Origin of the sequence: Clostridium sp. (assembly GCF_050717535.1) — a bacterium.
Classification (GTDB): domain Bacteria; phylum Bacillota; class Clostridia; order Clostridiales; family Clostridiaceae; genus Clostridium_AD.
Genome location: NZ_JBOITM010000003.1, coordinates 17821 through 32166 on the forward strand (window position 1 = coordinate 17821; position 14346 = coordinate 32166).

At 30.2% G+C, this 14346-nt stretch carries 17 protein-coding genes; 10 read left to right on the plus strand and 7 right to left on the minus strand.

Translation table 11 applies throughout. From position 1 onward, the window contains the following. Window positions 1-26: 26 nt before the first annotated feature. From ACREVU_RS00710 to ACREVU_RS00720, 3 genes are read right to left on the minus strand one after another with little or no spacing between them, the layout of a single operon-like run. Window positions 27-659 (minus strand): J domain-containing protein, encoded by a 633-nt coding sequence (locus ACREVU_RS00710; RefSeq protein ID WP_431549719.1) that lies wholly within the window; start codon window positions 657-659, stop codon window positions 27-29. Continuing rightward, window positions 652-1569: a DUF5685 family protein gene (locus tag ACREVU_RS00715; protein WP_431549720.1), complete on the minus strand. Its 918-nt coding sequence runs from the start codon at window positions 1567-1569 to the stop codon at window positions 652-654. The genes ACREVU_RS00710 and ACREVU_RS00715 overlap by 8 nt, the downstream gene beginning before the upstream one ends. Further along, window positions 1569-2117, minus strand: a complete 549-nt coding sequence (locus ACREVU_RS00720) for a class IV adenylate cyclase (protein ID WP_431549721.1) — start codon at window positions 2115-2117, stop codon at window positions 1569-1571. Before ACREVU_RS00720 ends, ACREVU_RS00715 begins: the two co-directional genes overlap by 1 nt. A gap of 289 nt (window positions 2118-2406) precedes the next feature. Between ACREVU_RS00720 and ACREVU_RS00725 the strand changes: the two genes are divergently transcribed. Then, entirely contained in the window at window positions 2407-3474 is a 1068-nt protein-coding gene (locus tag ACREVU_RS00725; protein ID WP_431549722.1) for a nucleoid-associated protein, read from the plus strand. A 360-nt stretch (window positions 3475-3834) separates the two neighbouring features. Here the strand turns inward: ACREVU_RS00725 and ACREVU_RS00730 are convergent, their stop codons facing one another. The 3 genes from ACREVU_RS00730 to ACREVU_RS00740 all read right to left on the minus strand — a co-directional run bounded on the left by ACREVU_RS00730 (window position 3835) and on the right by ACREVU_RS00740 (window position 5926). Continuing rightward, window positions 3835-4782: a ketose-bisphosphate aldolase gene (locus ACREVU_RS00730; protein ID WP_431549723.1), complete on the minus strand. Its 948-nt coding sequence runs from the start codon at window positions 4780-4782 to the stop codon at window positions 3835-3837. A gap of 137 nt (window positions 4783-4919) precedes the next feature. Next, window positions 4920-5300, minus strand: coding sequence for a DUF4363 family protein (locus ACREVU_RS00735; protein WP_431549724.1), 381 nt, complete (start codon window positions 5298-5300; stop codon window positions 4920-4922). Beyond that, window positions 5297-5926 carry a DUF421 domain-containing protein gene (locus tag ACREVU_RS00740; protein ID WP_431549725.1) on the minus strand — a complete coding sequence of 210 codons (630 nt, stop codon included), beginning with the start codon at window positions 5924-5926 and terminating at the stop codon, window positions 5297-5299. The genes ACREVU_RS00735 and ACREVU_RS00740 overlap by 4 nt, the downstream gene beginning before the upstream one ends. A 239-nt stretch (window positions 5927-6165) precedes the next feature. Between ACREVU_RS00740 and ACREVU_RS00745 the strand changes: the two genes are divergently transcribed. The 7 genes from ACREVU_RS00745 (at window position 6166) to ACREVU_RS00775 (ending at window position 12083) form a co-directional block, all read left to right on the plus strand. Then, window positions 6166-7824: a nucleoside kinase gene (locus ACREVU_RS00745; protein WP_431549726.1), complete on the plus strand. Its 1659-nt coding sequence runs from the start codon at window positions 6166-6168 to the stop codon at window positions 7822-7824. Window positions 7825-7931: 107 nt separating this feature from the next. Continuing rightward, the gene (gene sdaAB, locus ACREVU_RS00750) at window positions 7932-8609 is read left to right on the plus strand and encodes an L-serine ammonia-lyase, iron-sulfur-dependent subunit beta (RefSeq protein WP_431549727.1); all 678 of its coding nucleotides are present in this window, start codon (window positions 7932-7934) and stop codon (window positions 8607-8609) included. 43 nt (window positions 8610-8652) lie between these two features. Next, on the plus strand, window positions 8653-9528 hold the full coding sequence (gene sdaAA, locus ACREVU_RS00755; RefSeq protein ID WP_431549728.1) for an L-serine ammonia-lyase, iron-sulfur-dependent, subunit alpha: 876 nt from the start codon (window positions 8653-8655) through the stop codon (window positions 9526-9528). A 155-nt stretch (window positions 9529-9683) separates the two neighbouring features. Next, entirely contained in the window at window positions 9684-10223 is a 540-nt protein-coding gene (gene rbr / locus ACREVU_RS00760; protein ID WP_431549729.1) for a rubrerythrin, read from the plus strand. An 11-nt stretch (window positions 10224-10234) separates the two neighbouring features. Then, window positions 10235-10543 carry a hypothetical protein gene (locus ACREVU_RS00765; protein WP_431549730.1) on the plus strand — a complete coding sequence of 103 codons (309 nt, stop codon included), beginning with the start codon at window positions 10235-10237 and terminating at the stop codon, window positions 10541-10543. 19 nt (window positions 10544-10562) lie between these two features. Further along, entirely contained in the window at window positions 10563-11651 is a 1089-nt protein-coding gene (gene cax, locus ACREVU_RS00770) for a calcium/proton exchanger (protein ID WP_431549731.1), read from the plus strand. 102 nt (window positions 11652-11753) lie between these two features. After that, a complete protein-coding gene (locus ACREVU_RS00775) occupies window positions 11754-12083 on the plus strand; it encodes a hypothetical protein (protein ID WP_431549732.1) in 330 nt (109 codons plus the stop codon). 26 nt (window positions 12084-12109) lie between these two features. Here ACREVU_RS00775 and pssA read toward each other — a convergent pair whose 3' ends face one another. Continuing rightward, on the minus strand, window positions 12110-12622 hold the full coding sequence (pssA, locus tag ACREVU_RS00780; RefSeq protein ID WP_431549733.1) for a CDP-diacylglycerol--serine O-phosphatidyltransferase: 513 nt from the start codon (window positions 12620-12622) through the stop codon (window positions 12110-12112). 222 nt (window positions 12623-12844) lie between these two features. Between pssA and ACREVU_RS00785 the strand changes: the two genes are divergently transcribed. Then, window positions 12845-13273 (plus strand): CBS domain-containing protein, encoded by a 429-nt coding sequence (locus tag ACREVU_RS00785; RefSeq protein ID WP_431549734.1) that lies wholly within the window; start codon window positions 12845-12847, stop codon window positions 13271-13273. A 104-nt stretch (window positions 13274-13377) separates the two neighbouring features. Continuing rightward, the gene (locus ACREVU_RS00790; protein WP_431549735.1) at window positions 13378-14262 is read left to right on the plus strand and encodes a YegS/Rv2252/BmrU family lipid kinase; all 885 of its coding nucleotides are present in this window, start codon (window positions 13378-13380) and stop codon (window positions 14260-14262) included. Window positions 14263-14346 lie beyond the last annotated feature (84 nt).

The following is a 14346-nucleotide window of genomic DNA, read 5'->3' on the forward strand; positions in this document are numbered from 1 at the left end:
AAGAACCATCTCCTAATTTAATGTGCTTAGCAACAAGAAATAAGATCTCCACCTAAACATTCACAAAGACTATCTGCACACCACAAGTTTACACACATATTACCCATATCAGAATCCCTGTTTCGTCTGCCATAATAGTTGCCTCTATAGTTTGTGTTTCTAGTATTTAGGTTATTAAAGCTTTGTCTATATTCAACGTTATTAGGCTCCATGGAGCAGGCTTTGCTAATGAAATTGTAAGCACTATCATGCCAGCTTTTTTTAAGGTGAACCATTCCCATTAAATAATTCCATTCAGCAGTTTTTGTATTCATTGAACCTAATTTCTGCTCAGCTGAAGAAAGGTTTCCATTATTTAAATCCATCCTTATAGATTGATATATGTCTCTATTGACATAGTCATCATTTGAAGAAGAATTATAATTGTTAGAAGCATTATAAGTATTTGAAGACTGATAGTTGTTAGAGGAACTATTGTTCTTCATAAGTGAATCATAGGCTTCATTTAGTTCCTGCATTTTTTCTTCGGCTAAGTCTTTTAGTGGATTATCACCATACTGATCAGGGTGATATTTTTTTGCTTGTTCTCTATAGGCTTTTTTTATATCTTCTTTAGAGGCACCTTCGCGCACACCAAGTACTTCATAGGGATTAGTCATTTTTATATTCCTCTCCTTTTAAATAATCAATATTGAATTTTCTGTTAAAAACCTTATCCATTTTTTCCATTAGTCCCAGTTCAAGTATATTATATAATATATCTTCATTTTTTATTAAGGGTAATGAACTTAAATTTTTCAAACATTGCTGGGCACAAGTAGTTAATATATAATCAATTCTTGGTTTTATACATTTAGAAAAGCTTTTAAAATCCAATTTATCCACATTAAATAAGGAATTTATAGCATTAAAAGAATTACTTTTCATATCTTTTTCTAAATCATCATAAGCATCTATAATATATATCCATTTACCTAAATTATATCCAAGCCAATACAAATCATCTTTAAAGGGTGCATCCTTATAATAAAAGGATACTATAAAACCCGTAAGGTCAGCAAAAACGTGAGACAATTCATCTATGGATAGCTGTTCATCTAATGAAATACCCCCGTGATTTGCTTCTAGAGTATTTAGTAATAAAAGCTTTTTTTTAGTATATTTCATTACATCAGTATATTCTACTTTAGATTTTGACAAATAGTTCCTTAAAAACAATGAAAAAACTTTGCTTTTCATTGTTTTATCATCGCAGGCATCATCCATTAGTTTATAATAGGCTAATGTGGTATTAGAAAAAGCCGCATAATCTAAAGCATTATTATTAACAACCATAACTCTTTTTTTTAGTGGATGAATTAAACATCTAAATTCAGTAAAATTACTTTTATTATCCCTAAGTGAATCTAAAAGTATCGCTAGAAAAGTCATATCAAAATTTAGAGTAAGTCTTGGTAGGTTGCCATAGTTATTTTTAATGGAATTGCATAGACCACAATAATAAGCTTTGAATTTCTCGTAATCTTTTATCTTCATTTCCATTTTACATGGAGTTACATATCCAAACATTATAAATTCTTACCTAATCCTTTTAGTTCTAGTATTTCATAAAGAGTCTTAGAGGTAGTATCTTCTAAGCGGTAACCTAGGAGAGTTAAAACTTCTTCTAGCTGCTCTTCATCAGGACTTTCAATTTCTATATAGGGGAAAGGACAGAACTGCTTCTCATTTATGTCTATTTCTATAAGAGTATTTTTATATTTATAACTTTCTCTATATTTTTTAATGGATTGTATAAGTATAAGACCTAAGGATTCAAATATACCAATAGCTGCAGCTTCATCTTTAATTTCTGTTTCATGCTCATCCATGATTTTGAATTTTTCTTGGCTTATAAGTTTTTTTGTGGTCATATAGTGAATCGTAGAATTTGTTAATTCATCATGGATAGTTCGAATTCTTGCATAGCCTTTGCTGCTTATTAGTTTTTTATCCGAGAAATCATAAATATTATTTATTTGATTTTCTTGTTTTACCTTTGGGGCATTTAAGTCGGATAGTTTACTGCGAATTTCGTCTACATCAATATCTATAATTTTAGTTTCTATTTCTTTCATATTTTCCTCCTGTAGTCCTCTGGGACACATAATAACTATTAATTGTGATTATATCATATATCTAAATAAAGTATCATTAATATTTCATTAAAATTGTAGATTTCAATATAGGTGATTAAATAATGGCAATAATATTCTTCTTTAACTAAGAATATTGTAAATTAGGAATTTGTTATAATCATGGTTAGATAGTATAATAATTAGGCATATTAAAATTAATATTGCAGCATCACAGATGATGATTTAATTATTTTAATGTGTGTTAGATAAATAACAAGGTGGTGTTTTTTTGGAGTATATAAAAGAAGTTAGCATAAATGAGGCTATAATTCATGTTTTAGATAATAATGCGGATGAACCTATCTTGAATGAATATGCTTTAGATTTAGACGAAGAAAAATATAATTTTTTACTTAAACATATTCAAAAATGTTTGAAAGATGAAGATTTAAAATATGGAGTATTTAATGAAGAGAAAAACATAGTAAAAGATTTATCACAAGAATATTTAAATGGTGAGAACAATCTCTTAGTTGTATCTAAAGAATTAGCAACACAGATGTTTATTTTGATGAGAACTAAAGGAAATATTCCTTCCTGCGATTTGATAATAATTTCTTTTACTACGGAGTTTGGACCAATGCTGGGTATATTTAAAATGGATTATATAAAGAATTATGTACACACTATTGATTTTGTAGATAATAAACTAGGTATTGATATAGTACCACAATTCACAGGTCTTCCAGGTAGTTCGCAAAAAATACAAAAATGTGCTTTTTTAAAACCTATTAGAAAAGAGAATGGGTTTGATTTAATGGTTATTGATAAAATAACAAAAAATAAAGATTCTAGTACTGAACAATCAAGTAGTAAAGATGACCAAGAATACGGGCTAAATTATTTTATTAATGATTATTTAGGTTGTACAACGTTTGATAATAAAAGAGACATTACTAAAAATTTTGTGAAGGCTGCTGAAAAATTTACTCAGAATACCTTCCCGGAAAACGCAGATAAAGCAGAGGCTGTTAGAAGTACTGTAAAAAGAAAGCTTAAAGAAGAAGATAATATCGATATTAAAGAATTATCCGAAGAAATGTTTTCTGAAAATCCTGATACTAAGGATAAATTTGTGGAATTCATTAAGGACCAAGGAATTTCAGAGAATATTAGTCTTGACAAAGAATGGATAGATAAAAAACTAAAAAGAGTTAGACTTAAAATTGATAAAGATATAGATTTATATGTAAACGAAGAAACCTATAATGATAATAGCCGCTTTGAAATACAAAGGAATGGCGATGGAACAATTAATATGGTAATCAAACATGTAAGTAATTATGTGCAAAAGTAGGTGAAAAAAGTATATATTACGCGTATTACAATACTACTAATGCATTCATTTAGCTAAGAACTGCTAATTATATTTTGAATTGTGCTGCTAAAAAAAATAAACTCGCTACGCTCAAACATATTTTTTTCTTAACGCAGCTTAATTTAAAATAAAATAAGCAGTTCTAAAGCTTATTCAAATGCATTATACGTAATATATACCTTTTTTGGCATATAAGAACATTATAGCTTCTTATATAATAAAAAAAGTGGAAAAATATAAGAACCTCTGCTAGTTTCCCATATAATGAGAAATAAAACAAAAAGACTCACAGTATAATAATATACTGTGAGTCTTTTGTTTAAAATAATTTAATTTAAATTATTTAGATGAATTAGCAGAACCTAAAACATTAGTGATTTTACCTTCAACTAATTTAGTTATGTTAGTTCTTGCTTCTCCAAGATATTTTCTTGGATCTATTTCGCCAAGATTTTTATTTAATACTTTTCTTACTGAACCTGTCATAGCAAGTCTTAAATCAGTATCCATGTTTATTTTACAAACAGCCATAGAAGCTGCTTTTCTAAGCATTTCTAGTGGAATTCCTTTTGCACCTTTCATTTCTCCGCCAAATTCATTGATCATAGTAACAAAACTTTGATCTACAGCAGATGCTCCGTGAAGAACTATTGGGAAATTATTGAAGCCTGCTTCTTCTAATTTTTTGGTAATTAAAGCTAATCTTTCAAAATCGAGTTTAGCTTCACCTTTGAATTTATATGCACCATGGCTTGTTCCTATAGCTACAGCTAAAGAATCAATACCAGTTCTCTTTACATAATCTACTGCTTGTTCTGGGTCAGTATATGTTGCGTCAGCTGCAGAAACATTAACAGCATCTTCGACTCCAGCAAGTTTTCCAAGTTCAGCTTCAACTACAACACCTTTAGAATGAGCAAAATCAACTACTTCTTTAGTTGTTCTTACGTTTTCTTCATAATCAAGATGAGAACCATCATACATTACTGAAGTAAATCCAGAAGCTATTGCAAGTTTACATTGTGCTAAATCTGAACCGTGATCTAAGTGAAGTGCTATATCAAGACCTGTGTCTTCTACAGCTGCCTCAACCATTTTTCTAAGATATGTAGGTCTAGCATATTTCATTGCTCCGCCGGATACTTGAAGTATAACAGCTGATTTGTGAGTTGCGCATGCATCTACAACTCCTTGAATTATCTCCATATTATTGATGTTGAAAGCACCAATTGCGTATTTTCCTTCTAAAGCTTTTTTAAACATTTTTGTAGTAGTAACTAAAGCCATATTAATTCCACCTTTCAAATTTTGTAACAGGGACATATATTGTCCCTGTGGGACTTTTTATTGTATAATCTAATTATAAGCTATAAATTGAGTATTTTCTACCCTTTTATGATAAATGATTCTATAAACATAAAGAATTAAAAGATATTGCTTATAGAAACCTTTTCATGACATTTTATATGATCTACAAGATATTTCATAACATGCACAGTGGCTAAAGATTCGGATTTATCTTTAATTTTTATATATTGAGTTAATTTTAATAGCTCATTGTCTACATGGTCTAAGTCTTCATGATGTATATAAATGGTTAAAAATTTAGAGTCACTTTTCCACTGAGTTATATAATCTAGAGATAAGGTATATGCAGCTTTATAATTCTCTTTAAGTATATAACTTTCTAGGGTACAATTCAAACTTTGCAAATGATCGCAACTTCGGTTTATAAGATTTATAGAAAAAAATATTCCTATAATCATTGCAATGAATAGGCTAAAGGCTATGTAAACATTTTTCATTTGGTTTTATCTTTCCCTTCCTTAAGTTGATAAAAAAACTTATTTTTAGAATCTAGCATTCCTATGAAAACATCTTTTGCAGAGGAAATCTTATTTTTTTTCAGGATACTACTTAACCAAGTTTCGTCTTTAGATAAAAGTTTTAAATTTTTATAGTTTATATTACCATCCATAATTAGTGGTATAGGTAAAGCCTCTTGAGTTATTTTTACTAATAAATCTTCCTTAGTTGTATTGGATTTTTCAGTTTTTGGTAAAATAGAAAGTTCTCCACTAGTTTCTAAAATAGCATATTGAATATCTGACAAATTAAAATATCCCTTTAATCTAAGTTCTTCTAATAAATCATTAATATTAAATCTTTGATATCTTAGTTCTGCAATATCGATTTTCCCATTTTTTATTAATATACTTGGAGCGCCTGTTAATATTCTCCTAGCCTTTTCGCTTTTGAGTTCAAGAAGAGAAGTAGACACTTGTAGAAATAGTAAAGTAACTATTGGAACAATGGCATGTATAATTGGTATTCTTATATCTTGCATTGGAAAAGTTGCAAGTTCAGAAATCATCAATGCAATTACTAGTTCAAAAGGCTCCAGTTCACCTATTTGTTTTTTCCCCATCATTCTCATAATGAAAATTACCGCAAAGTATAGGAAACAAGTTCTGATTATTAAAATAAACGTATTATCACCTCATTGCTATTTTATCTGTTTATTAGTATAAGCAATTTAGATGAAAAATATAGATATGTTTATCTTTTAATATGAAAAAGTTAAATACAAAAATTATAAGGTGTATATGATACATTTTTTTAGAATTACAGTATAATAGTAGTAAGCACTAAAAAATAGGGGATGATGGTATGAATAATTTCAATATAGGCCTTAAAGATGGTAGGAAGGTTTTAGCACAAGAGGGAGCTATATTAAATGATATTATTAAAGATAATAGTTTATTTAATGATATACCAATAGTTTTAGGTAATTTCAATAATAAACTTTATGAGTTAGGTGAAATTATCACGCAAGATGGTAATTTTGAAACTGTAGACATTACAAGTAAAATTGGAATGATGACATATGTTAGGACCCTTCAATTTGTGCTAATAAAAGCAGTGCTCGAATTGTTTCCTGAAGCTAAAACTACCATCGAGCATTCTTTAAGTAAAGGCTTATTTGGAGAGATTCATAAACCTATTGCATTAGATATTGATGATATATATGAAATTAAAGGTAGAATGAGAGAAATAATAAAAGCCGATATTCCTATAAAAAAGATAACGGTATCAAAAGTTAAAGCAGCAGAAATTTTTATAGGATATAATATGCAAGATAAAGTTAAACTTTTAAAATATGTTAACTCAGAAGGAGTAAAACTTTATGAACTAGATGGGGTATATGACTATTTTTATGGACCTATGGCTTATTCAACAGGAATATTAAAAACCTTTGATTTAATATATTATGAGCCAGGTTTTATATTAAGATATCCTACAAGTGAGGCTCCAGATAAAATTCCTAAATTTCAAAAACACCAAAAACTAGCTAAAATATTTTATGAAGCAGAGCAATGTGGAGAAATATTAGGTGTTGGAAGTGTTGGGGCTTTAAATGATGAAGTAGTAAATGGTGATATTGTTAATTTAATTAGAGTGGCAGAAGCTCTTCATGAAAAGAAAATAGCCTACATTGCGGATATGATTCATCAGGATACTAAGGTGAAATTAGTGCTTATAGCAGGACCATCATCTTCAGGAAAAACTACTTTTTCAAAGAGGCTAGGTATTCAATTAAGAGTAAATGGTTTAATACCAACATTTATTTCTTTAGATGATTATTTTGTTGATAGAGAATTCACTCCAAGGGATGAAAATGGAGAATATGATTTCGAATCAATATATGCTTTGGATTTAGAGCTTTTCAACAAGGATTTAGAATTGTTAATGCAGGGGTATGAGGCTAATATACCAAGTTTTAATTTTAAGACAGGAAAAAGGGAATGGCAAGAAAATAAGATTAAAATGCCTGAAAATGGAGTTGTGATTGTAGAGGGAATACATGGGTTAAATGAAATTTTAACTGCTTCAATTGCTAAGGAGAGTAAGTTTAAAATATATATAAGTCCATTAACTCAGATTAATTTAGACGACCATAACAGAATTTCTACAACGGATGTAAGAATGACAAGGAGAATAGTTAGAGACTATTTATCTAGAGGGTATGGAGTCGAAGATACACTGAAAATGTGGCCATCTGTAAAACGTGGAGAAGAAAAAAATATTTTTGTATTCCAAGAACAGGCAGATGCAATGTTTAACTCAAATCTAGTTTATGAGCTTTGTGTTCTTAAGAAATTTGCATTGGCGGAGCTTAATAAGATTGGACCAGAAAGTTCAGTATACTATGAGGCAAGTAGGTTAAGAAGTTTTTTAAATTTCTTTGTAGATGTAGACAAAGATTTAGTACCAGATAATTCAATAATTCGAGAATTCACTGGGGGGAGTTGTTTCTATAAATATTAGGATGGAAAAATTTATACTTACTATTATCACAAAAGAATAGCATATGTTGATGTGTGGCAAAATAATTATAATTATTTTGTTACTCAAAGATGGATAAGGAGGAAATAATGAAAGAGTATAGTGTTTTTGATATATTGGGTCCAATTATGATAGGGCCATCAAGTTCCCATACGGCGGGGGCAGCAAGGCTTGGTAAAATTGCTTCTATAATTGCGGGGGAGCATATTGCATCTGTTAAATTTGTTTTACATGGTTCTTTTGCTAAAACTTATAAAGGTCACGGAACAGATAGAGCATTGGTGGCAGGAATTTTAGGGATGGATCCTTGGGATGATAGGCTTAAAAAAGCTATGGACATAGCTAAAGAAAAAGGCCTCAAAATAGAGTTTGCTTGTGCAGATTTGGGAGATGTTCATCCTAATACAGTGAAGTTTATTATAACAAAAGAAAGTGGTAAAGTTGTTGAAGTTATTGGTTCATCTGTTGGCGGAGGAAATATTTTAATCTTTGAAGTTGATGGTCAGCCACTTAAATTTACGGGTAATTATCCAACAATAATAATTAGCCATAAAGATATTCCAGGTATGATTTCAAGAGTAAGTACCATATTATTTGATGATAATGTTAATATAGCAACTATGAATGTGTATAGAAATAGCAAAGGGTTAAAGGCAGCTATGGTGTTTGAAACAGATAGCATAGTGCCTCAAAATGTATTAGACAAGATTAGATGTTTAGGAAATATTTATAGTATAAGAGAAATATCACCAGTAAAACAGTCTTAATGATTATTATTTACCAAAGAAAAACCTGGAGGAGGCAATAATTGTGTTTGTAAACAAAGGAATAAACCTTGTAAGTATATGTGAAGAAAAAAATATGACAATTTCTGAATATACCATAATGTGTGAAGAGGAAGAAAGTGGTCTTTCGCGCCAAGAAGTTATTGAAAAGATGAGAAAAAATTTAAATATAATGAAGGAAGCTGCAGAATATGGGCTTACAAATGTAACTAGGTCTATAAGTGGTCTAATTGGTGGAGATTCAATTAAACTTAATAGGTATTCCAGTTCTAAAAATACACTGACAGGGGAATTTATGACAAAAGCAATGGCCAGAGCTCTTTCGTGCTCAGAAGTTAACGCGGCTATGGGAAAAATAGTTGCAGCACCTACAGCGGGTTCTTGTGGAATAATTCCAGCAGTGATTATTACAGCAGGAGAAAAATTAAATAAAACTGAAGATGAGCTAATTAATGCTCTGTTCACGGCTTCTGGTGTAGGTATTATAATTGCAAAAAATGCTACATTATCAGGAGCAGAAGGTGGATGTCAAGCTGAGTGTGGATCTGCTGCAGCCATGGGAGCTGCGGCTGTAGTAGAAATGATGGGTGGTAGTGCTTCAATGGCATTAGACGCAGCTGCTATTGTAATAAAGAATGTATTAGGACTAATATGCGACCCCGTGGCAGGGCTAGTTGAGGTTCCTTGTGCAAAACGAAACATAGCGGGAACAGTAAGTGCACTAACCACTGCAGATTTGGTTATGAGTGGTGTAACTAGTAGAATACCGTTTGATGACACAGTAATTGCTATGTATAAGGTTGGAAAGCAAATGCCTTGCGAATTAAGAGAAACTGCTATGGGCGGGCTTGCAACTACACCTACAGGACTTAGACTGGCGAAAGAAATTTTAGGTAAATAAATAAAATTTTTAACAATAACTTTTTAATGAATAATAAACTATATTAAAATATGAGAGGTATATCCCAAGGGGATGTGCCTCTTTTTTTAAGTAACCTTTAAAAACATAATGAATAGAATAATAAAGAAGATAAACAATTATATGGAGGAATAAGAATGCAATTAAAGGGTAGCAAAACAGAGAAAAATCTTCTCAAAACTTTTGCTGGAGAGTCAAGGGCTAGAAATAAATATACATTTTATGCTGAAAAAGCGGAGCAGGAGGGATATGAGTATGTAGCCTCTATTTTTGAAGCTACTGCAAACAATGAAAAAGCTCATGCAAGAGTAGTTTTTGATAAGTTTTTAAAGATGAATAAAAATACAGAAGAAAACTTGATGGATGCTGCAGCGGGAGAAGCTTTAGAAAGTAGCAGGTTATATAAACAATTTGAAAAAGAGGCCAGAGATGAAGGCTTTATAGAGATTGCAGATTTCTATAAGGAAATACAAGAAGTAGAAGAAAGTCATGAAATGAGATTTATGAAAATATATGAAAATCTTGTGGCTGATATGATGTTTAAACGTAATAATGAGGTTAAATGGCAATGTATGAATTGTGGGTATATTCATATAGGAAAAGAAGCGCCAGCCTTTTGTCCTCTATGCAAGTTTCCAAGAGCTTACTTTAAAATATACTGCGAAGACTACAAATAGGAGGGGCGAATATGATAATTTATTATCCAACCTATTATTTAGTGCCAGTAGTACCTGTGATATCAATAGACGAGGATGAATACGATGATGAGTATAGAATTCAAGGTAATGATGAATACGGCACTAGGTACAATGATGAATATAGCTTAAATGGTAATGAGGAATATAGCAATAGATATAACGATGAATACTGTCTTCAGGACAATAATGAATATTGCCTTCGCTACAACACGGAGGAAAAAGGGGTGCATAATATACAAGGTCATGTAGATATTTTTGAAGAGGTTGATGAAGATTACGTAAATGAAAGTACAAAATAATGATAGTCTGGTGTTTTGAATGAAAAAAACCTACATTTTTATAATTGTTGTAATTATCACAATGTTTATAAGTACTTCATCAAGTTTAGTAAATACAATAATATATTCATTAGCTATAGTTCCACTAGCTATTTTACTAGGAGACCAAACCACTAGAATATCAGATTATATAGGACAAAAAAAAGGTGGGTTACTCGCCGCTACTGTGGGTAATGTTCCAGAACTTATGATGGGAATATGGTCAATTAAGTATGGGATGATACCACTGGTTCAAGCTTCCTTAATTGGGTCAATAATAAATAATATGCTTTTAGGTCTTGGTATTGCAGTAGTGTTTGGAGGTTTTAAGTTTAGGCAGCAAAGCTTTAGTAGTATAATAGCACGAACAAATTTTAATATGTTATTACTAGCTATGTCCTCTATGATAGTTATAGCTACATTAAATAGATACTCTGTAGTTGTGGATTCAGTGCTGATATCCATAAGTGTGAAGGTTGCTTTTTTACTCATAGGTATTTACATCCTAGGGCTAGTCTTTTCATTATATACTCATAATAATTTATTTGTTATTAGTGAGGATAATGAAGAGGAGAAAATCACCATAAGCAACAAAATAAATACTGTAAAAGAAAAAAGAATTACGATAAATAAAAGAGTTATAGAAAGTACAATATCTTTAATTAGTATATCTGTATTACTTTATTTTATAAGTGATAAATTGATTTATAATATTAGAGATTTTATAAAAAACTACAATATATCCCAAGAATTCATAGGAATTATCTTAATTCCATTTTTAGGAAACATAGGAGAAAATGTTTCTACCATAATGAGTGCAATGAAAAACAAAGTAGATATGAGCCTAGAAACGGCTATAGGGTCAAGTATTCAAATTTCACTTTTTGTTACCCCTGTGCTTGTAATATTTTCTTGCTTTATGGGCCTAAATATGACACTTTTATTTCCCGTTTTTCACATAATAATGTGTGGTATAGCAGTAGGCATGTCCTTTTTAGTATTTCAAGATGGTAAAACCTATTGGCTAGAAGGTAGTATTTTAATCACCTCCTATATCATAATTACTTTAGCATATTATTACATTGTATAGGGAGCTTTAAATAAATAGAAATATTTATTTCCTAGTGCCTTAGCATAATTTAATTTTTATAACAGTATAATTAATGAATATCAAAACTTAAAAGGTGATTATTTGGCACATAGAAGAGTAATTCAAAATTATTATAATGATATAAATAATTTGGCGGACATTTTAACAAAACTAGTTAGTTCTTATAGGTTACTCATAGGTGGAGCAGATGAATTAAATAAAATTGCACTATCTAAAAAAAGTGAGGTTAAGGATGCCCTTAAAAGAGCAGACAATTTGGGAGACATTATTGATGAAACAATAAAGGTATTAGATAATGCCAGTTATAGTTATATGTCTTATTGTACAATGAAAACCGAAGTTATGAAATGTAAACTTCAAATAGAGTATATAGAAACAGAAATCGATGAAGAGTTAAAATTACGAGAGTAAATAGTGAAAGTGTGAGAGAATTTTTCTCACACTTTCTTCATTTTAAATTTACTTACCATAAGATAAGAGAGTATAAACATTATAATGATAGTAAGTGGAAAATTATTTGGAGAGTTTAAAGTGACTAAAGCATAAAGTGCCAATAGCATTCCAGCCAGGGTGATAGGAATTCCAGTATAAACATTATCAAATTTACAACTATTATACCGTGCAAGTCTATATGCACCAGCCACAGGGAAAACTAAGAAACAAACATAGGCGAAATAGCCAAGTGATATGAAATTATATAAATTGAATATAAGCATAGAAGGCGCAACACCAAAAGAAACTAGGTCCGATAGTGAATCTAATTGTTTTCCTAGTTCACTAGATACTTGTAAAAACCGTGCTAGTTGGCCGTCGTATCTATCCATAAGTCCGGCTAATAATATAAAAATAATGGATAGCTTGTAATTAGCTTGAAAAGTCATCAGTAAGGATAATAAACCAAAAACTAAATTTCCAAATGTAAGGATATTTGGGATAGAGGATTTCTTCATTGCGCATCACTCCTAAAATAATAAAATTGAATTATAAAATAGCTTTATACTAATATAGCATTTACAAAAATCATCTTTTTAAGTATACATCATTTTACAGCAATTTTTAAGTAGAAAAACCATATATTTATTCTTTTTATAAAAGAATATTAATATTAATTTTTCTTTATGGTTAAAATAATATTAATTGTAATATACCTAAATAGTAAGGAGGATTATAAAATGAAAATTTCTGAAATAATGACTAAAGATGTTGTGTGTTTGTCTGTAGAGGATACAGTTAAGCATGCAGCTGAGCTTATGAAGGAACATAATATAGGTTCCCTTCCTGTAAGTACAGAGGAAAAAGTAGTTGGTATTGTAACTGATAGGGACATAATACTTAGATGCGTGGCTGAAGGAAAGGATTTGAAAGTTCAAAAGGTAAGAGAAATTATGACAACAAATCCAGTAGTAGCAAATGAGAGCCTAAGTGTGGATGATGCCGCTAGAATAATGAGTGAAAGGCAAATAAGAAGACTACCAGTAGTTGAAAATAATACATTAGTTGGAATGGTTGCCTTAGGGGATTTAGCAGTAGAACCAAATCTCAGAGGAGAAGCTGAGAATGCTTTATCTCAAATTTCTATACCCTCCATACACAATATTTAGAATGGATGTCCACAGGAAAAGGTGAATCTTGTGGATTTATTTTTAAAGGGGTATAATATACATAAATATATGTAAAAATTAAGGTTAAAATAGGAGAGAATGCAATGCATAAGGTAAAATTTATTTACAATCCATATTCTGGAGGGAATACAATAGTATCAGATTTAGATACTATAATAATGATTCATCAGAAATATGACCATATATTAGTGCCTCATAGAATATCCTACGAAAATCCTATATCAAATGCTTTTTTTGATATAGATGGAAGCTACAGATACATTTTAATAGCCGGTGGAGATGGAACCGTAGATAATGTAGTAAATGAAATGAAAAAAAGAAATGTTAATTTACCTATAGCAATCATCCCAGTAGGTACTGCAAATGATTTTGCCAATTACATAGGAATGCCTCAAGATGTTGAAGAAGCTTGTGAGCAAATATTAAAAGGTAAAGTAAAAAAGATTGATATAGGAAAGATAAATCATAAATATTTTTTAAATGTAGCAAGTACAGGTTTATTCACAGATATATCACAAAAAATGGATGTGAATTTGAAAAACACTATCGGAAAATTAGCATATTATGTAAAAGGGTTAGAGCAATTGCCTAATTTTAGAAAGTTGAAAATAAAAGTTGATTCAGATGAGATTTCGTTTGATGATTATATGTATTTAATGTTAGTGTTTAATGGACAAACAGCCGGGAATTTAAAATTTGCATACAAGGCTAAAATAGATGATGGGCTTTTAGACGTAATTATAGTAAAGGCTGGAAACGTAAAAAATATTTTGAATATTTTTATTAAGATGATAAGAAATGAGCACCTGGAAAATGTGGAGGGTATCGTTTATTTTAAGACTAGTAAATTAAAAATAGAATGTTTCGAAGATATTGTTACAGATATAGATGGAGAACGGGGTCCCGATTTCCCACTACTTATAGAATGTGAAAAAGGTGGTATATCCATATTAGGGGCTAAAATATAGTCATTTAATATTTATTTTAATTTGCCTTGTGCATATTTTTTAAAATAGATTAATAAATATTAACAGTAGCAATTTTAGGGAGAG

Bases quoted from the DNA above. Each gene is read 5' to 3' on its own strand.
- ACREVU_RS00710 (WP_431549719.1), bottom strand. From the start codon at position 659: ATGACTAATCCCTATGAAGTACTTGGTGTGCGCGAAGGTGCCTCTAAA.
- ACREVU_RS00715 (WP_431549720.1), bottom strand. From the start codon at position 1,569: ATGTTTGGATATGTAACTCCATGTAAAATGGAAATGAAGATAAAAGAT.
- ACREVU_RS00720 (WP_431549721.1), bottom strand. From the start codon at position 2,117: ATGAAAGAAATAGAAACTAAAATTATAGATATTGATGTAGACGAAATT.
- ACREVU_RS00730 (WP_431549723.1), bottom strand. From the start codon at position 4,782: ATGGCTTTAGTTACTACTACAAAAATGTTTAAAAAAGCTTTAGAAGGA.
- ACREVU_RS00735 (WP_431549724.1), bottom strand. From the start codon at position 5,300: ATGAAAAATGTTTACATAGCCTTTAGCCTATTCATTGCAATGATTATA.
- ACREVU_RS00740 (WP_431549725.1), bottom strand. From the start codon at position 5,926: ATGATGGGGAAAAAACAAATAGGTGAACTGGAGCCTTTTGAACTAGTA.
- ACREVU_RS00745 (WP_431549726.1), top strand. From the start codon at position 6,166: ATGAATAATTTCAATATAGGCCTTAAAGATGGTAGGAAGGTTTTAGCA.
- sdaAB (WP_431549727.1), top strand. From the start codon at position 7,932: ATGAAAGAGTATAGTGTTTTTGATATATTGGGTCCAATTATGATAGGG.
- rbr (WP_431549729.1), top strand. From the start codon at position 9,684: ATGCAATTAAAGGGTAGCAAAACAGAGAAAAATCTTCTCAAAACTTTT.
- ACREVU_RS00765 (WP_431549730.1), top strand. From the start codon at position 10,235: ATGATAATTTATTATCCAACCTATTATTTAGTGCCAGTAGTACCTGTG.
- cax (WP_431549731.1), top strand. From the start codon at position 10,563: ATGAAAAAAACCTACATTTTTATAATTGTTGTAATTATCACAATGTTT.
- pssA (WP_431549733.1), bottom strand. From the start codon at position 12,622: ATGAAGAAATCCTCTATCCCAAATATCCTTACATTTGGAAATTTAGTT.
- ACREVU_RS00785 (WP_431549734.1), top strand. From the start codon at position 12,845: ATGAAAATTTCTGAAATAATGACTAAAGATGTTGTGTGTTTGTCTGTA.
- ACREVU_RS00790 (WP_431549735.1), top strand. From the start codon at position 13,378: ATGCATAAGGTAAAATTTATTTACAATCCATATTCTGGAGGGAATACA.